The organism is Lacibacterium aquatile, assembly GCF_042683105.1.
GTDB lineage: Bacteria > Pseudomonadota > Alphaproteobacteria > Elsterales > Elsteraceae > Lacibacterium > Lacibacterium aquatile.
The window spans coordinates 182029-199990 of record NZ_JBHUIP010000003.1 but is presented as its reverse complement, the minus strand read 5'-3'; the positions used below and the strand labels follow the sequence as shown (position 1 = coordinate 199990).

At 62.4% G+C, this 17962-nt stretch carries 13 protein-coding genes; 3 read left to right on the top strand and 10 right to left on the bottom strand.

Going from position 1 to position 17962, the window contains the following annotated elements; all coding sequences use genetic code 11:
- Position 1: 1 nt before the first annotated feature.
- The 10 genes from ACFSM5_RS02885 to ACFSM5_RS02840 all read right to left on the bottom strand — a co-directional run bounded on the left by ACFSM5_RS02885 (position 2) and on the right by ACFSM5_RS02840 (position 12819).
- Positions 2 to 1711 (bottom strand): flotillin family protein, encoded by a 1710-nt coding sequence (locus ACFSM5_RS02885; protein ID WP_379874730.1) that lies wholly within the window; start codon positions 1709 to 1711, stop codon positions 2 to 4.
- A 16-nt stretch (positions 1712 to 1727) separates the two neighbouring features.
- Positions 1728 to 2402, bottom strand: a complete 675-nt coding sequence (locus ACFSM5_RS02880) for an OB-fold-containig protein (RefSeq protein ID WP_379874729.1) — start codon at positions 2400 to 2402, stop codon at positions 1728 to 1730.
- Positions 2403 to 2496: 94 nt separating this feature from the next.
- Positions 2497 to 4950, bottom strand: coding sequence for a DNA topoisomerase (ATP-hydrolyzing) subunit B (gene gyrB / locus ACFSM5_RS02875; protein ID WP_379874728.1), 2454 nt, complete (start codon positions 4948 to 4950; stop codon positions 2497 to 2499).
- A gap of 69 nt (positions 4951 to 5019) precedes the next feature.
- A complete protein-coding gene (gene recF, locus ACFSM5_RS02870) occupies positions 5020 to 6144 on the bottom strand; it encodes a DNA replication/repair protein RecF (RefSeq protein WP_379874727.1) in 1125 nt (374 codons plus the stop codon).
- 12 nt (positions 6145 to 6156) lie between these two features.
- Positions 6157 to 7278 (bottom strand): DNA polymerase III subunit beta, encoded by a 1122-nt coding sequence (gene dnaN / locus ACFSM5_RS02865; RefSeq protein WP_379874726.1) that lies wholly within the window; start codon positions 7276 to 7278, stop codon positions 6157 to 6159.
- Positions 7279 to 7349: 71 nt separating this feature from the next.
- Positions 7350 to 8834: a chromosomal replication initiator protein DnaA gene (gene dnaA, locus ACFSM5_RS02860; RefSeq protein ID WP_379874725.1), complete on the bottom strand. Its 1485-nt coding sequence runs from the start codon at positions 8832 to 8834 to the stop codon at positions 7350 to 7352.
- Between the two features lie 518 nt (positions 8835 to 9352).
- Complete coding sequence (gene rpsT / locus ACFSM5_RS02855; RefSeq protein WP_379874724.1) at positions 9353 to 9619, bottom strand: 30S ribosomal protein S20; 267 nt, start codon at positions 9617 to 9619, stop codon at positions 9353 to 9355.
- A 66-nt stretch (positions 9620 to 9685) separates the two neighbouring features.
- Complete coding sequence (map, locus tag ACFSM5_RS02850; RefSeq protein WP_379874723.1) at positions 9686 to 10435, bottom strand: type I methionyl aminopeptidase; 750 nt, start codon at positions 10433 to 10435, stop codon at positions 9686 to 9688.
- A 12-nt stretch (positions 10436 to 10447) separates the two neighbouring features.
- Positions 10448 to 12619 (bottom strand): heavy metal translocating P-type ATPase, encoded by a 2172-nt coding sequence (locus ACFSM5_RS02845; RefSeq protein WP_379874722.1) that lies wholly within the window; start codon positions 12617 to 12619, stop codon positions 10448 to 10450.
- Between the two features lie 2 nt (positions 12620 to 12621).
- Complete coding sequence (locus ACFSM5_RS02840) at positions 12622 to 12819, bottom strand: heavy-metal-associated domain-containing protein (RefSeq protein WP_379874721.1); 198 nt, start codon at positions 12817 to 12819, stop codon at positions 12622 to 12624.
- A gap of 244 nt (positions 12820 to 13063) precedes the next feature.
- Between ACFSM5_RS02840 and ACFSM5_RS02835 the strand changes: the two genes are divergently transcribed.
- The 3 genes from ACFSM5_RS02835 (at position 13064) to ACFSM5_RS02825 (ending at position 17956) form a co-directional block, all read left to right on the top strand.
- The gene (locus tag ACFSM5_RS02835; protein WP_379874720.1) at positions 13064 to 14743 is read left to right on the top strand and encodes a methyl-accepting chemotaxis protein; all 1680 of its coding nucleotides are present in this window, start codon (positions 13064 to 13066) and stop codon (positions 14741 to 14743) included.
- Between the two features lie 147 nt (positions 14744 to 14890).
- On the top strand, positions 14891 to 16693 hold the full coding sequence (locus ACFSM5_RS02830) for a methyl-accepting chemotaxis protein (protein WP_379874719.1): 1803 nt from the start codon (positions 14891 to 14893) through the stop codon (positions 16691 to 16693).
- 255 nt (positions 16694 to 16948) lie between these two features.
- The gene (locus tag ACFSM5_RS02825; protein WP_379874718.1) at positions 16949 to 17956 is read left to right on the top strand and encodes a DUF6635 family protein; all 1008 of its coding nucleotides are present in this window, start codon (positions 16949 to 16951) and stop codon (positions 17954 to 17956) included.
- Positions 17957 to 17962 lie beyond the last annotated feature (6 nt).

Sequence of the window (17962 nt, the reverse complement as noted above, 5' to 3'; positions counted from 1 at the left end):
TTTATTTCACGACGATCTGCGTCGGCTTCGGAGCTTCCCCGGTCGCCTGCAGCAAGGCCTCCACCGGGTTGGCACCGCCCGTGAAGCCTGCCTCGGACAGCAGCTTGTCGACGATGGGGGCGTTGGCACGATAGGCCAGCAGCGAGTTCAACAGACCATCGGCAGGCGCGGTGGCTGCACCATCGCCCTTGCTGCCACCCGGCAGGCCGCCGCCCATATCGATGATGCGGATATCGCCGATCTTCTCCAGCGGCTTGACCGCCTCTGCCAGAGCCAACGGCACGATCCGCAGGCGTTCCTTAGTCAGATCCATATCGATCATCTGCGGTGACAGCAGATTGCGGGCTTCGTTCAGCTTGCGCTGGCCTTCCGCCTCGACGGCAAAAGTCACCTCGGACGCTGCCGCCTTCAGCTTGGCGGCATCGGCTTCTGCCTGCGCTTCCTGGCGGATCGCATCGGCCCGGTCGGAGGCTGCCATCCGTTCCGCTTCTGCCGCGACACGGACGCGGGTCGCGTCCTGCTCGGCGGCCTTGCGGGCGGCGATGATCGCGATCTCGCGGTCACGTTCAGCAATCGCAACTTCCTTGGCCGTCGTCACGCCTTCGGATGCGGCAATCGCGAGGGCGCGTGCTTTTTCCGCCTCGGCTCGGGCTTCGGATTCGGCACGGCTGGTATTGGCAACCGAGGTCGCGCGCTCCTGATCCGCAATTTCGATATCGCGTTTGCGGGCGATATCCTGGGTCGCCGCCGCCCGCTCGTTCTCGATCCGGCGCTGCTGAATAGCAAGGTCGGTATCGAGCGCGGCCATTTCCTTGACCTTGCGGGCCAGAGCTTCAGCCTCTGCAATCGCCTGCTGGGAGGAGATGCGCGCCTCTTCTTCCGAGCGCCGGGCTTCAGCTTCCTTCAGGGCGGCAGCCGCACGGGTTTCCGCTGTCTTATTGACGATATCCCGCTGCTGGGAAAGTTCGGCTTCCTGCTTCTGGCGTTCGATTTCCAGGGTGCGCTGCTTGGCTTCGAGATCCTGCTGGGCGATGGCAACCTCGGTATTCCGCACCACCTGATTGCGCTCCTGCCGCTTGGCTTCGGTAATGCGGGTCAGCGTCGCCAAGCCCTCGGCGTCGAAGGCATTGTTCGGGTTGAAATATTTGGTGTCCGTCTGATCGAGGCGGGTCAGCGAGACGCTTTCCAGTTCCAGACCGTTCAGCTCCAGATCGCGCGCCACCGCCGTCTGCACCGACTGTACAAACAGCGCGCGCTGCTCCTGCAGTTCGGCCAGCGCCATGGTCGCCGCCACGCTGCGCAGGGCATCGACGAATTTGGCTTCCACCAGAACGCGCAGCTGATCGGCATTATTGGTGCGGTCACCCAGGGTCTGGGCAGCGAGCGCAATGGAGGAGCCGTCCGGCTTCACGCGCACATAGAACTCGACCCCGATATCGACCCGCATACGGTCGCGGGTGATCATCGCGTCGGCAGCATCGCGACGCACATCCAGGCGCAGGGTCTGGAGATTGACCCACTTCAGGCTGTGAAACACCGGAAGTACCAGCGACCCGCCATCCACCACCACCTTTTGTCCCCCCAGGCCGGTACGGACATAGGAACGGTCCTTGTCGGCACGGCAATAGAGACGGGCGAGCACCAATCCCATGACCAGGATCGCGGTCAGAACGATGGCGGCCATCACGGCGTAGGTAATCAGCAGTTCCAAGGGCTTGCCTCCAGGGTCAGGAAGAGACGCGGCCGTCCTCCGATGCCCCAGCCAGAACTGGCGGCGAGAAATCGGCGCGGACGACTTTGAGAATAGAGCCAGAGGTTTCGACGATCACGACCGTCGCCCCCTCGGGAATAACATCGGCCGGGTTCATCGGCTCAACTTTCGGGAAATGCCAATTTCCCTGGCGATCCCGTAGTTTAACACGGGCAACATGGTCTGCACGGACCGGGCCGACCGTGATCTCTGCCGTCTGGCCCATCAGACTGTCCTGTTCTAGGGCATAGCTTTCGAACTGCGGGACGATCCGCCCGACGATCCGGCTTGCCCAACGGGACAGCGGAAAGGCGACCGGCAGTGTGATCAGGCTGGCCACCAGCGGCGAAAACATCCCGGAAAACTGCTGAGCTACGGCCTGGACACCATAACCAGCCATGGAGAAAGTCCCGGCCAGCAGTACCAGATAGATAAGCAGCGGCACCCCCGCCGGATTGATCCAGTCGAACAGGCTGCCGTCCATCTCTCCCTCGAACAGCCCATCCAGGATAGCCGAAGCCGACTTGCCGGCGAGCATGCTGACAACCTCGATGACCAGCAGGCCAATCATCAGGAAAAAAGCGACGGTGAAGGGTGCCAAAGCAGGCGCGGTCAGGATCGTAAGCATACGTAAAAGGGTATGGATCGGCACCCTGCCACGCAACCTCTAAGGGCATCTCACGACAAAAGAAAACCGGCCGAGGAAATTCCTCGGCCGGTTCTGCACAACCAGATATGTCGCGCCCTTAGATATCGAGGTTCGACACCTTCAGGGCATTGGCCTGGATGAAGTCGCGGCGCGGCTCCACCAGATCGCCCATCAGGGTCGAGAAGACCTCTTCGGCCGACTCGGTATGGGTGACCTTCACCTGCAGCAGCGTGCGGGCGTTCACGTCCAGGGTCGTTTCCCACAGCTGATCCGGGTTCATCTCGCCCAGGCCTTTATAGCGCTGGACATAGACGCCGCGACGGCCATTGTCGGTGATCGCTTCGAGCAGGGCGAAGGGGCCCGTCAGCGGGTTTTCCTTCTCCTTGATCTTCAAAACAGCACCGCTTTCGAACGGCATGTTGAGCGCCGGGCCCAACTCGTTCAGCTTGCGGGCCTCGGCGGACCGTAGCACACCGCTGTCGATGGTATGCACTTCCTCGACCCCGCGCACGACGCGCGAAATACGCATGGCATCGCCGGTCAGAGTACCTTTCCAGCCACGTTCCGCCGGGCGGGCCAGCGAGTCCATGCGCTTGGCCAGTTTATCAGCAGAGTCGGACTTTTCCAGCGCATCGGGCGTCAGCAGGCCCAGCATCGCGGCCTGTTCAACAGCAGCAAGGCTGCCGACACGGCGCGAGAGCGTGCCGAGGATGGACTTCGCCGCGCGCGCCTTGTCGGTATAGGCCAGCAGATCGCCGCCGCTCAAGGTCTCGCCATTGCCCGAAATCAGTAGGGCATCCTTGATGCCGTCGTTGATCAGGTAATCGTCGAGCGCCCGTTCGTCCTTGAGGTACACCGCCGACTGACCGCGCTTGGCACGATAGAGCGGCGGCTGCGCGATATAAAGATAGCCGCGCTCGATCAGTTCGGGCATCTGCCGATAGAAGAAGGTCAGCAGCAGCGTGCGGATATGGCTGCCGTCGACGTCCGCGTCGGTCATGATGATGATCTTGTGGTAGCGCAGCTTGTCGATATTGAAGTCTTCGCTGCCAATACCGGTGCCAAGTGCCGCGATGAGCGTGCCGATTTCGGCCGACAGCAGCATCTTGTCGAAACGGGCGCGCTCCACGTTCAGGATCTTACCGCGCAGCGGCAGGATCGCCTGATACTTGCGGTCGCGGCCCTGCTTTGCCGAGCCACCTGCCGAGTCACCCTCGACCAGGAAGAGTTCGGCGCGCGAGGCATCGCGCTCCTGGCAATCGGCCAGCTTACCCGGCAGCGACGCCATATCGAGCGCGCCCTTGCGACGGGTCAGTTCGCGGGCGCGGCGGGCGGCTTCACGAGCGGTTGCCGCCTCGATCACCTTGCTCACGACCTTCTTGGCTTCCGCCGGATGCTCTTCGAGCCACTGCTGCAGCCGCTCGGCGATGATGTTTTCCACCACCGGGCGCACTTCGGAGGAGACGAGCTTGTCCTTGGTCTGGCTGGAGAAGGCCGGGTCCGGCACCTTCACCGACAGCACGCAGGTCAGACCTTCGCGGGCATCGTCACCCGTGATCTGGACCTTTTCCTTCTTCGCGATCCCGCTTTCATTGAGATAATTGCCCATGATGCGGGTCAGCGCCGCGCGGAAACCGGCCAGATGGGTGCCGCCTTCGCGCTGGGGGATGTTGTTGGTGAAGCAGAGCATCGTCTCGTGATAGGCGTCGGTCCATTCCATAGCGACTTCGACGGTGATGCCGTCGCGTTCGCCCTTCATGGCAATGACTTCGCCGTGCAGCGAGCTCTTGGACTTGTCGAGATATTCGACAAAGGCCGACACGCCGCCTTCGTAATAGAGGTCCGACACCACCGGTTCCGGGTGGCGGTTGTCGGTCATGCGCAGCTTCACGCCCGAATTCAGGAAGGCGAGTTCGCGCAGGCGATGTTCCAGGGTCGCGAAGTCGAATTCGGTGACGTTCTTGAAGGTCCCCTCCTCGCCAACCGAGGGCAGGAAGGTCACTTCGGTGCCTTTTTTGCCGTTCGACGGGCCGGTGATCTTCAGCGGCGCGACCGCCTCACCGTGGTTGAATTCCATCTCATGTTCATGCTCGCCGCGCCAGATGCGCAGCTTCAGCACCTTTGAGAGGGCGTTCACGACCGAGACGCCGACGCCATGCAGACCGCCGGAAACCTTGTAGGAATTCTGGTCGAACTTACCGCCCGCGTGCAGCTGGGTCATGATGACCTCGGCCGCCGAGACGCCTTCTTCGTGATGGATATCGACCGGAATGCCGCGACCATTGTCACGCACGGTGCAGGAACCATCGGAATTCAGCAGCACTTCGACCAGATCGCAGTGACCGGCCAGCGCTTCGTCGATCGCGTTATCGACGACTTCATAGACCATGTGATGCAGACCGGCGCCGTTGCCGATGTCGCCGATATACATGCCGGGGCGTTTGCGCACCGCGTCGAGACCACGCAGAACCCGGATGGAGTCGGCATTATACTCGGCGCCGTTTCCCTCGACGGGATCTTCCGGCTGCTGCGACAGATCAGGGGTGGTCATAGGGGATACGCTCCTTGGGAACCTTCAACAGGCGCGACTGCCCATGCGTGTGAGCGCGCGCGCGATATACTAGCAGGATAAACGCACCGCGCCATCCTCTACCGTGTAATATCGGCCCCGCGCCTCCAATGCATTGAAGAGCGCGCGGTCCGTACCGGTCAGCCAGGCCTGCCCGCCCAGGGCCGTCAGCTCGTCGAACAGAGCGGCGCGCCGCTCCTCATCCAGATGCGCCGCCACTTCGTCCAGCAGCAGCAGCGGCGGCAGACCGCGCGCCGCCTTCACCAGCCGGGCATTGGCGAGCAGCAACGCCAGCAGCAGAGCCTTCTGTTCGCCGGTCGAACAATGGGGGGCGGGCATATTCTTGGCCCGGTGACGCACCAGCAGATCGCCGCGATGGGGGCCGTGAGTGGTCGCCCCGGCGTCAGCGTCGATACGGCGACGTTGGGACAAGGCCGCGCGAAACTCGACCTCAACCGTGGCCGCATCCTGGCTTGCCAATGCTGTTTCGATCTCGCCATCCAAAGCGATATCGGCGGCAGGAAACGGACCGATGCCGCCTTCGACGGCAGTTTGCAGCCTGGAAAGAAGCTGCGTCCGCGCCACCGCCACCGCGACGCCCTCACGCGCCATCGCCTCTTCCAAAGCCGTCAGCCAGGAGGGATCGGCCCGGCGTTCCTTCAGCAGCCGCAGGCGTTCGCGCATGGCATGTTCATAGGCCGACAGGCGGGGCGCATGGTTGCTGTCGAACCCTTGAACCATGCGATCCAGGAATCGGCGACGTCCGCTGCTGCCCTCCTGGAATAGGCGGTCCATGGCCGGGGTCAGCCAGCTGACCACCAGCAGATCGGAGAGTTCGGTCTGACTTTTCGCCGGGCTTCCATTCAGCTTCAAGATCCGGCGTTCGCTACCGCCGGGCGGCTTGCCGGTGCCGATTTCAATGGGCCCCTGATCCGTGTCCAGAGTCGCGGCAACTCCCCAGCCGGTGCCGGGACCGCCGAGCCGTTCGATCTCGCTTAACGCCGCGCGGCGGAAACCCCGCCCCGGCGACAGGAACGAAAGCGCCTCAAGCAGGTTGGTTTTGCCCGCGCCATTATGGCCGGTCAAAACGATAAAGCCGTCTGGATCGGGTGTCAGATCCAGACGGCCATAACCGCGAAAGTCAGTCAGCGCCAGACGGCTGATTGCAGGAAGCAAGGCTTTCTAAAATCAGACACGCATCGGCATCAGCACATAGATCGCGTGCTGATCGGCGCGGTCGCGCACGATGGTCGGCGAAGCGCTGTCGGCCATCTGGAACTGGGCGGTGTCGCCCTGGATTTGGCCGGTGATGTCGAGGAGATAACGCGAGTTAAAGCCGATCTCGAACGGGGTGCCGTCGTAGCTGACTTCCAGCTCTTCGATCGCCGAACCGGCATCGGGCGAGCTGGCGGACAGGGTCAGAGCACCACCGTCGAGCGCGATCTTGATCGCCCGGCTCTTCTCGGTCGAGATAATGGCGACACGGTCGACCGCCTGGGCAAAGGCCTTGCAGTCGATCTCCAGGATCTTGTCGTTGCCGACCGGGATCACGCGCTCATAATCCGGGAACGTGCCGTCGATCAGCTTGGAGCTGAGCGACACCGCGCCGAACGTGAAGCGGATGCGGGTTTCCGACAGCGCGACTTCCACTTCGCCCTCGGATTCATCCAGCAGCTTGCGCAGCTCGCCCACCGTCTTGCGCGGCAGAATGATGCCGGGCATGCCGTCAGCGCCTTCCGGCAGGGTCAGCTCGACCCGGGCCAGACGATGACCGTCGGTCGCGACGGCACGCAGAACCTTGCCGCCGCCCTTCTGGTCGGTGGCATGGACGAAAATACCATTCAGGTAATAGCGGGTTTCCTCGGTCGAAATCGCGAACTTTGTGCGGTCGATCAGGCTCTTCAGTTCGGTCGCGGTCAGCGAGAAGCTGAACGGCAGATCGTCGGAGGAGAGCGAGGGGAAATCCGCAACCGGCAGGGCCGGCAGCGTGAAGGTGGAGCGGCCTGCACGCACCGTCAGACGCTCGTTGCCGCCGGTCGCATCCAGTTCGATCTGGGCGCCGTCGGGCAGCTTGCGGACGATATCATAAAGCGTGTGGGCCGGGGCGGTGGTCTCGCCGGGGGTTGCTACCGCGCAGGGCAGATGTTCGACAATGTCGAGATCCATGTCGGTGGCCGTGAAACCGACCGCGCCATCGCGCGCGACGATCCGGACGTTGGACAGGATGGGAATGGTATTCCGACGCTCAACGACACTCTGGACATGCGCGAGGCTCTTCAGGAGGGCGGCGCGTTCGATGGTCAGTTTCATGGCGACTTGTTCTACTTCCCTGCGTCAATCGGCGCGGGACTATAACACACACGCCGGAAATAGAAGGAAAATTAGCTCTCGAGCATCCGGCGAAGAAGCTCGATATCCTCGGCAAGCGCAGAATCTGTCGCCTGGAGTTCTTCGATCTTCTTTACCGCATGCATGACGGTGGTGTGGTCGCGACCACCGAACTTGCGGCCGATCTCGGGCAGCGAGCGCGAGGTCAGCTGCTTGGCAAGATACATCGCCACCTGACGGGGGCGGGCGATCTGGCGCGAGCGACGGGCAGAGCTCATGTCCACGAGGCGGATGGTGTAATGCTCGGCCACCCGTTTCTGGATCTCTTCGATGGTCACGCGGCGATCATGGGCGCGCAGCAGGTCGTGCAGAACCTCCTGCGCCATCTCCAGGCTGATCGCGCGGTGCACCAGGGTTGCGTGCGCTACCAGACGATTCAGCGCGCCCTCAAGCTCACGCACGTTCGAGGTGATCTTATGGGCCAGGAACTCCAGCACCTTCGGCGGCACCGGCACACTGACGGCATCGGCCTTGGCCTGCAGAATGCCCAGGCGCAGCTCGTAGGTGGTGGGGTGGATATCGGCAACGAGGCCCCAGCCCAGACGCGACTTCAGACGTTCCGGGATATCCGAGAGATCGGCGGGCGACTTATCGGCCGACACGATGACCTGACGGTTATTGTCCACCAGCGCATTGAAGGTATGGAAGAATTCTTCCTGGGTCAGTTCCTTGGATCCGCAGAAGAACTGCACATCGTCGATCATCAGCACATCGACCGAACGGAACTGTTCCTTGAAGGCAACGGTATCCTTGTACCGAAGCGCCTTAATGAACTGATACATGAATTTTTCAGCCGACATATAGATCACGCGGCGCGATGGGTCGCGCTGACGGATATGCCAGGCGATGGCATGCATCAGATGGGTCTTACCGAGGCCGACGCCGCCATAGAGATACAGCGGATTGAAGGCCACCGCGTCGCTTTCGGCCACGCGGCGGGCGGCGGCAAAAGCCAGCTCGTTCGGCTTACCGACGACGAAGTTGTCGAAGGTCAGGCGCGGATCGAGCGGCGCGGACAAGCTGTCGAGCGTGGTGACCTCTTCGGCCTGAACAATCGCTGGAGCTGCCGGACGGACGGCCCGGGGGGCCTTGGCGACGGGCGAAGCGGGGATCGGGGCCATCGGACCAGGGGCAAGCGTCGGCGCCGCTGACGTAGCAGAGACGGGCATGGCGACCGCTCCACGGCGCACCACCACCAGATCGACGTTCAGAACCCCTGCATCCTCCGCAGCCCACAGGCGGCGCAGACGCTCGAGATAATGGGTATTCACCCAGTCGCGCATGAAGCGGGTCGGCAGCCCCAGGCGGACGACACCGTCGAACAGGCCTTCGATGCTGAGCGGCGCGAGCCAGCTTTTATAAGCGGCCTCGCCAACCTCGCCCACCAGACGCGACTGGACACGGCCCCAGGCAGCGCCGAATTCGTCGCTAAGGGTCTGTTCAACAGCTGCAGAGGGAAAGGTGGATTGGGCGAGCATTGGCGATCAGTCAAAAGGAAGAAAAAGGCTTGGGTTATCAGTATTCGGTCACCCTTCAACAGGGACATAATCTCCAGAGTGACCCAATCATGACGCCTTTACCCCTTAAGAACTTGAAAATACGGGCGCCCCATCGGAACGGAGCACTTGGATACCGCAACACGACCTAATATTCGGAAATTTTGCTAGGCGGCTTAGCCGTCTAACCAGGAAACGATAGCGCCAGAAGAAAGCCGATGGCAAGTCGCCCGAATAGGGAACAATAGGTTAATGGCACCGTATGACATCGATTCAATGTGGAGAATCAAATGGCTGTTGAACTAACCAAGATTCGACTCTAGTTCCGACTCGGCCCTATCCCGCAACAAACGAACGACTGCACAAAAACGCATCGACTCGCACCCCTTTCGAGATGCGAGTCGAAAACGAATATTTATCTTTTATTTATCGCAACGTTCGCGAGGCGAACAAAACTTCGGCAGCCTGCCTAAAGCTTGACGCTTCGTCCAAGAAGGGCTTTAGGCAGCCAGCTTCTTGATCGCAGCCGACAGGCGCGACAGCTTGCGCGACACGGTGTTCTTGTGCAGAACGCCCTTGCTCACGCCGCGCTGCATTTCCGGCATCGCAGCCGTGAAAGCTTCAGCCGCTTCGGTCTTCTTGCCAGCGGCGATCGCCGTTTCGACCTTCTTCAGGAAGGTACGGATCCGGCTGACGCGCGCCTTGTTCACAGCCGTGCGGCGCTCGGTCTGGCGGATGCGCTTCTTCGCAGAAAGATGGTGAGCCATTGCTAGGCAACTCGTCGTTATCAGTGAAAAACAGGAGTGGGCTTGTACGCGCCGGGGCGCCGAGAGTCAAGCGGCCTTCGTCACGATGATCGGACCATTTTTGCCAACCACCAGGGTATGTTCGAACTGAGCCGTCAAAACACCAGGGGTAGTCAGGGTCCAACCGTCCTTCTGTTCCTCGGCGATAGAACCGCCGGTGGAGAGGAAGGGTTCGATGGTGAAAACCTGCCCGCGACCCATGATGCGGCGATCCCGCGCATCATAATAGGGCAGGATTTCCTTGGGCTCCTCATGCAACCCATCGCCGACGCCATGGCTGCAGAGATTCTCGATAATCGTAAGGCCAGCCTTGGCTGCGACGGTTTCGATCTTGCGGCCGATCTCGTTGAAGCGGGCACCGGGCTTCACTACGGTCAGGCTGGCCGAAAGGGCCTTGCGGGTCGCCGCCAGCAGGGCCGCCTGCTGCGGCGTTTCGGCCGAACCGATGACAAAGCTGCCACCGGTATCGGCGAACACGCCGTCCTTTTCCGCCGACACATCGATGTTCACCAGATCGCCGTCCTGCAATACCTGCTCGCCAGGAATGCCGTGGGCGCAGGCCGGGGCGACCGAGATGCAGGTGGCGCCGGGGAAATTATAGGTCAGCATCGGCGCCGAGCGAGCGCCAGCCTCGGCCAGCCATTTGGCGCCCAGGGCGTCCAGCTCAGCCGTGGTCATGCCCGCTTTGGCGGCATCCATCATCCGCTGAAGGACCTTCGCAACAATGCTGCCGATGGCCTTCAGCTTCTCGAATTGGGTGTCGTTATCGATCGTCATGGGGGCGTTTTATCACGGGAGCCGCCAGCGGCGCAGCAAAAGAGCATTCGCGATCACGCTCACCGACGACAGCGCCATGGCCGCCCCGGCCAGCATGGGCGACAGATAGCCCAGCGCCGCCAGCGGAATGCCCAGGATATTATAGGCGAACGCCCAGAACAGCCCCTGGCGGATCTTGCCATAGGTGCGCCGGGCGATATCGACCGCCCCCGCCACTAGGGCCGGATCGCCGCGCATGAGGGTGATGCCCGCCGCCTCGATGGCGACATCGGTCCCCGTCCCCATCGCCAACCCAACATCGGCCGAGGCCAGGGCCGGCGCATCATTGATCCCGTCCCCGACCATGGCGACCACCGCGCCGCCGCTCTTGAGGTCGGCGATGACCGCCGCCTTCTCGTCCGGCAGAACTTCAGCCCGCACCGTATCGATACCCAACTTGCCCGCCACCGCCCGCGCCGCCCCCATCCGGTCACCCGTCACCATCACCGAGGCGATCCCCAAGGCGCGCAGGCTTTCGACGGCGCGCAGGGCGCTGGGCTTGGGTGTATCGGCATAGGCCAGCAGCCCGAGCACCACTAAACTATCTGCATCCCCCAGGAAGGAGACCGTATGGCCCTCGCTCTCCAGCCGGTCGGCCGTGAGGATCAGACCACTATCGGTCACCCCAGCGCTTTGCAGGAAACGTCGATTGCCCAGCAGCAGATGCCGCCCGCCGACCCTCCCCTGCACGCCCTGCCCGGCAATGGCTCGGAAATCACTCGGCGGGGTCGGGGCGCTGCCCTTAGCCAGCACTTCGGACACGGTCGCATGAGCCAAGGGATGTTCGCTGCCGAGCTGGAGACTGCCCGCCAGCTGCAGCACCTCCGCCTCTTCGCCACCGGACGCCGCCACGATCTGCAATAGTCGCGGCTTGCCCTCAGTCAAAGTGCCGGTCTTGTCAAAGGCCACCAGGGTCACGGCATGGGCGCGCTCCAGGGTTTCGGCATCCCGGATCAGAATGCCCGCTCGCGCCGCAGCCCCCGTCCCCACCATGATCGCGGTCGGGGTCGCCAAACCCAGCGCACAGGGGCAGGCAATCACCAGCACCGAGACAGCGGCAATCAAAGCCTGCTCGATCCCCGATCCTGTCAGCAGCCAGCCGATCAGCGTCAATGCGGCCAGCACCACGACCACCGGCACGAAGATGGCCGACACCTTATCCACCAGCTTCTGAACCGGCGCCTTGGAGGCCTGAGCCCCCTCCACCAGCCGCACGATGCGGGCAAGCGTCGTCTCAGCCCCCACGGCCTGGGCCGTGACCGTCAGGCGGCCGGAGAGATTGATGGCCCCCGCCGTCACCCCATCGCCCACGGCCTTGTCGACCGGCAGGCTTTCGCCCGTCAGCAGACTCTCATCGAAGGCACCGGCCCCCTCCTGGATGATCCCATCGACCGGGATGCGGTCGCCGGGGCGCAGCAGCACCTGCATGCCGACCTGTACCGCCTCGATGGGAATCTCCACCTCCGCCCCGTCGCGCAGGATCCGCGCTGCCTCTGGGCGCAGGGCCAGTAAGGCCCGCAAGGCGGCAGCGGTCTGACCCTTGGCGCGAGCCTCCAGCGCCTTGCCGACCAGCACCAGGGCGATGACCACCACCGAGGCCTCGAAATAGAGATGGGGCATATGGCCCGGATGGGCCGTCAGCAGTAACCAGACAGACAAGCCGAAGGCCGCACTGGTGCCAAGCGCGACCAGCAGATCCATGGTGCCACGCCCATGGCGCAGCGCCTTCCAGCCCGCGCGGTAGAATCGTGCGCCCAGCCAGAACTGCACCGGCACCGCCAGCGCAAATTGCCACCAGCCCGGCAGCATCCAATCACGCCCCAGCAGATCCCCCGCCATCCCCCCGACCAGCGGCAGGGCCGCAAGCGAGGCGAGGACGGCGGGCAGGAGTTCGCGGCCGCCGGAGGCCGCCGGATCTTCACTCGCCGTTACTAACCGAGCCTCATACCCCGCCGCTTCCACCGCTTGGATCAACGCCTCTGTCGGGATAGCCGCCGCCAGCGCGACGCGGGCACGGTTTGTCGCCAGATTGACCTCGGCCTTGGCGACACCAGGGACGCCGCTTAAAGCTTCTTCCACATGGCTGACGCAGGAGGCGCAGCTCATGCCGTCGATCAGCAGGTCCAGAGCGGAGGTAGAGGCCATGATCAGGCCTCCAGCGGCGGATAGCCCGCCTGGGCCAGGGCAGCAGCGGCCCCGGCCGACGCTACAGGGCCGGAGATACCGACCTTGTGCCGGGACAGATCGACACTCACGCCTTCAACACCCTCGACTGCCTCAAGTGCTTTCCGCACCCGCTTCTCGCAGGCGCCGCAGGTCATCTTGGGAACGGTAAACTCCAGCATAACAGCCTCCATGATTTCGTTCCCCCTTAAGCTGGAGCCTTCCATCGTGGGAAGGTCAAGGGGCGTTTTATCGATATTTTCCGCACGCCCTGTGTGCTTTCCCCGGTCCATATCAAGATAATTTAAAGTAATTTACCCCTATAATAAGCGTTCTGTACGAACTGAGTTAATAACCCTTAAAGAAACAATAATCAGCGCCCAAAAGGTCATGGGAGCTGACCCGCCGACCAGGGGAGGAAAAGATATGGTCAATCTGCGATTGATGACGAAATTCCTGATCGTCATTGCCTCCATGTCTGTCATCATGGCATTTCTTGCTTGGACCGGCGTGTCTTCCATGCGCGAATACGGGCGCATGGTGGATGAATCCGCCAAGCGCTCCTCCCAGGCCCTGATCGCCGAGCGCATCAACGGCCTCGTCAACGCCGTCGTGATGGATAGCCGCGGCGTCTACATGTCGAAGACACCCGACGAAGGCGCCCGTTATGCCAAGGGCATCGAAGACCAGCTGAAAGCGCTGCAGGTTCAATTCGCCGCCTGGGCTCCCCTGGTTCCGACCGAAGAAAAACCAGGCTTTGCCAAGATGGAGGAAGCCGCGCGCGGCTTCATCACCCTGCGCACCGAACTGGCCGCACTGGGACGTGCAGCGGATTTCGAGAAGGCCAATACCGTCGGCAACAACGACGCCAACCGCGCCAACCGCCAGGCCTTCAATGTCGAGCTGCAAAAAGCTGTCGCCTATAATAATGAGAAGGTCCAGGAGAACGAAGTCGCGCTTGAAGCTTTCTTCAGCACGCGTCTGCAGTTCATGCTGACCATCTGCGGTGTCGGCATCCTGTTGGGCGTCGGCCTCGGCATCTGGGTCGGCAAGGTCTATATCGTCGGCCCGGTCCGCCACCTGACCGATGCCATGACGATCATTGCCAGCGGCAAGACCGATTTCGAGGTACCGAACGTCGGTCAGAAGGATGAAGTCGGCGACATGGGGCGTGCGGTGCTGGTATTCCGCGACGGCTTGCTCGAAGCAGCTCGCCTCGAAACCGAACAGCAGGCCGAACAGAATCGCAAGGAGAAGCGCCAGCGGACTATCGAAGGCCATATTGCGGCGTTCGATGCCACCGTGGCCAAGGCGCTTGAAACCCTGAACGGGTCGGCCACCGAACTGCAAGGCACCGCCCATTCGATGAACCGGACCGCCGACCTGACCAAGGATCAGGCCACCACGGTAGAACATGCGTCCGGCGAGGCTTCCGCCTCGGTGCAGACGGTAGCGGCAGCGACCGAGGAACTCTCCTCCTCGATCCATGAGATCAGCCGTCAGGTGCAGGAGTCTGCCGGGATCGCCGAGCGGGCAACCGAAGAAGCGGGACGGACCGTCAAACAGGTCCGCCAGCTGGCCGAAGCGGCGACGCGGATCGGGGATGTGGTGCGCCTCATCAACGAGATCGCAACCCAGACCAATCTACTGGCCCTGAATGCCACCATTGAAGCAGCCCGCGCAGGCGATGCCGGTAAGGGCTTTGCCGTCGTCGCGTCCGAAGTCAAGAACCTCGCCACCCAGACCGCCAAGGCAACCGAGGAAATCGCCTCCCAGGTTCAGGCTGTCCAGGGTGAAACGGCAGAGGTCGTCACCGCGATTGAGGCCATCGGCGGCACCATCGGCAAGATGAACGCCATCACCACTGCTGTCGCGGCGGCGGTTGAGGAACAGGGTGCGGCAACTGGCGAGATCGCCCGCAACGTCCAGCATGCCGCCGTCGGGACCCAGCAGGTTTCCGACAGTATCGGCGAGGTGCGTCATGCGGCGAACGACACCGGTCTTGCATCGGGAGAGGTGCTGAACGCAGCCACCGCCCTCGCCAGCCAGGGCTCGCGCCTGCGCCAGGACATCACCGATTTCCTGACCAAGATCCGCGTTGCCTGATCTGTTGTTGCGGGCGGCTCCTCTTTACTCGACCGCCCGCAGTAACAAATAATAACAGCAATAACCTATATTGTCTCACAGGTAGAATACCAACAAATATACTGTAGCTTTTTTGCCGGGGAGATAATCCTTTCGGCGGAGGATGCTATGATTACAATAAATCTAAAGAACAAACTTAAAATTGTCTCCGGCATCATCGCGATCAATCTGATCGCGCTGGGGTGGGCGACATTCCAGCATCTGAGCGCTGTCGATGACATCTCCCAAGCCCATAACAACCGATATGAAAGCTACAAGCTGGCCGATGAACTCCGGCAAAGTTCCGACGATCTGACCCGTCTGGCCCGCACCTATGTCGCGACCCTGGATGGCAAGTATGAGAAGCAATATTTCGACATTCTGGATATCCGCGACGGCAAGAAACCCCGCCCTCAGCAGTATCATCGCATCTATTGGGATTTCCTGGCCGCCCATCCGGAAAAACCCCGCCCCGATGACGAGGCCAAGGCGCTTCTGACCCTGATGCGGGAAGCGGGCTTTACGGATAAGGAGTTCGCCAAGCTGGAGGAGGCCAAGAAGAACTCCGACGGATTGGTGAAGACCGAGGTGATTGCCATGAATGCGGTCAAGGGCCAGTTCGATGATGGCAAGGGCGGCTTCACCTTAAAAAAGGAGCCCGACCAGATGCTGGCCATCCGCCTGATGAATTCGCCGGAGTATCATCGCTACAAGGCCGAGATCATGCGCCCGATCGATGCCTTCTACGTCGAGATGGAATCGCGCCTGGACCGCAGGCTAGCGGATGTTCTGGACCAGGAGCAGCGGTCGAAAGTGATCCTGGTCGGATCGGTCGCACTGCTGACCTTAAGTCTTGTCGGTTTGCTCTTTGATCTGGCCCGTCGGGTCTTCCGGCCGCTCTTCAAGATGCACGCGGCCATCGATCAACTCGCCCATGAAGACTTCGATCTTCCCAGCGACATCGCCCATGACCGGGATGAAATCGGCACCATGGGGACGAGCATTCTGCGGTTCCGCGACGGATTGGCCAATGCCAGGATTCTGCGGGATCGACTGCAACAGGAAAATACAGAGCGCAGCGAAAAGGTCGAGGCCATCGAGTTGGCCATCGACGGCTTCTCGGTCCGGATCGAGGAAACCTTCCAGGCGCTGGGTCTCTCGACCGGCAAGCTCGAACAGACAGCCCGCACCATGGAAGAGGCCGCCACCACCACCCGCCGCCAGAGCGAAAGGCTGGACGACTCGAGCGCTTCCACTCTCAGCTCCACCCAATCGGTTGCCAGCGCCACCGAGGAGCTGTCCTCTTCGATCCATGAGATTAGCCGTCAGGTGCAGGAGTCGAGCGGTATCGCCAGCCAGGCCACGGCGGAGGCCGATCGTACTGCCGATCAGGTCCGCCAGTTGGCCGAAGCGGCGACGCGGATCGGGGATGTGGTGCGCCTCATCAACGAGATCGCGACCCAGACCAATCTCCTGGCCCTCAATGCCACCATCGAAGCGGCTCGCGCTGGCGATGCCGGTAAGGGTTTCGCCGTCGTAGCCTCCGAAGTGAAAAACCTCGCAACCCAGACAGCCAAGGCAACCGAGGAGATCGCCTCCCAGGTTCAGGCCGTCCAGGGTGAAACCACCACTGTCGTCCGCTCCATCAAAGTCATCGGCGACACCATCAGCCGGATGAACGAGATCACCACCTCAGTCGCCTCTGCCGTCGAACAGCAGGGGAATGCCACGGCGGAGATCGCCCGAAATGTTCAACAGGCGTCGGACGGCACCCTAGGCGTTACCCAGAGCATCGAGGTCGTCCGCCGGTCGGCAGACAATGCCGGTGCAGCCTCGACCGAGGTGCTGGGGGCCGTGACCGACCTGACACGCCAAGGCGCCGCGCTTCGCCAGGAAGTCGCAACCTTCCTGGGCAAGATCAGGGCTGCATAGAAAGAAACCCGCCCCCAAGGGAGCGGTGCGAGGCCAACTTCTTCTTTAAGGCTGGCTGGGGCGGCCAGGGCCTCGTCGACAACCGATGGGGCCGCTTCCCAGGCGAATGCAGTCTCGACCCTCTTGGCCAACATCCGGCGTCGACAAAGGCTTTGCGGGCGTCGTCGGGCTGGCCCTTGAAGCGACCAAACTACATCTCACTACCAAATCACCCCAATATTGACGCCACCGGCAGACGCCCCCACATCATTAGCCATGACTACAGAACTGCCGCCGCTTGAGTCCAATCTGCCGGTTGCCCTGGATCGCCAGACCCTGGCGCGTGTTGTCGACGATGGGGTTAAGCGCTACTTCGAGGATCGCCGCCAGCGTGTGCCGGAGTTCATCGACCGGCATTTTTCCTGGCGGGGCGCACGGCGCCTCCACAGGCACGCCCTGGGCTGGGACATAGCCAAGGCGCCGGTCAATCTGGCGCTCGCCGGGCCGAACCTCGCGATCCGCGCTGGGGCGCTGGCCCTGCGCCGCATGAAGCGGGAAGGCCTTGCCGAGCGCCTCGACAAGATCGACCTGACGCTGGCAACCGATGTCGGGCGCGAGGTCGAATGGCTGCTGGTCACCGATCTGCTGGAGCTGCCCTATAAACAGGGGGAGCGTCAGTCGACCCACGATGCCCTCGCCGATACGATCCTCAGCGACCCTCGGATCGAAACTTTCCTCAGAAGCCAGTTCGCCGCCCTGGATGCCGCCGCCAGCGATCCGGCCTTCCGCACACGGGCGACCGAACTGATCGGCGCCTATGTGGGTGCGCGCGGTGCCACCGCCGATATCGCGACATCCATCTTTACCCTGGCGGCGGGCGCTGCAACGGTCCGTCAGTTCACGCCGGGCGTCGTCAGCCTAGGGCCAGCCCTGGCCGGGGCGCTGGCCCAGAAGATGGCGATTGCGGGCTTTCCGCTGGGGGCCGGGATTGGCGGTGCCTGGTACGGGATCTTTCCGGCCGCGGCCGGACCGGCCCTGACCCTGGGCATGACTGGCGGTCTGGCAGCGGTTGCCAGCGCGCTTGCTGCCTTCTCCGGCATGGTGATTGATCCGATCATGGCAGGCACCGGCTTGCATCGGCGGCGTCTGACATCCATGCTGACGTCGCTGGAACAGGAGATTGCAGGCGGTGACCGTGCCAGCCTGCCCTTGACCGACCATTATCTTGCGCGCTTGGCCGATATGCTCGACCTGATGCGCGCCCTCACCCGTCTGGGCGGCTGATCTTGT

Coding starts and splice junctions, on each gene's coding strand:
- ACFSM5_RS02835 (WP_379874720.1), top strand. CDS start 13,064: ATGGTCAATCTGCGATTGATGACGAAATTCCTGATCGTCATTGCCTCC.
- ACFSM5_RS02845 (WP_379874722.1), bottom strand. CDS start 12,619: ATGGCCTCTACCTCCGCTCTGGACCTGCTGATCGACGGCATGAGCTGC.
- ACFSM5_RS02840 (WP_379874721.1), bottom strand. CDS start 12,819: ATGCTGGAGTTTACCGTTCCCAAGATGACCTGCGGCGCCTGCGAGAAG.
- ACFSM5_RS02825 (WP_379874718.1), top strand. CDS start 16,949: ATGACTACAGAACTGCCGCCGCTTGAGTCCAATCTGCCGGTTGCCCTG.
- ACFSM5_RS02830 (WP_379874719.1), top strand. CDS start 14,891: ATGATTACAATAAATCTAAAGAACAAACTTAAAATTGTCTCCGGCATC.
- map (WP_379874723.1), bottom strand. CDS start 10,435: ATGACGATCGATAACGACACCCAATTCGAGAAGCTGAAGGCCATCGGC.
- rpsT (WP_379874724.1), bottom strand. CDS start 9,619: ATGGCTCACCATCTTTCTGCGAAGAAGCGCATCCGCCAGACCGAGCGC.
- dnaA (WP_379874725.1), bottom strand. CDS start 8,834: ATGCTCGCCCAATCCACCTTTCCCTCTGCAGCTGTTGAACAGACCCTT.
- dnaN (WP_379874726.1), bottom strand. CDS start 7,278: ATGAAACTGACCATCGAACGCGCCGCCCTCCTGAAGAGCCTCGCGCAT.
- gyrB (WP_379874728.1), bottom strand. CDS start 4,950: ATGACCACCCCTGATCTGTCGCAGCAGCCGGAAGATCCCGTCGAGGGA.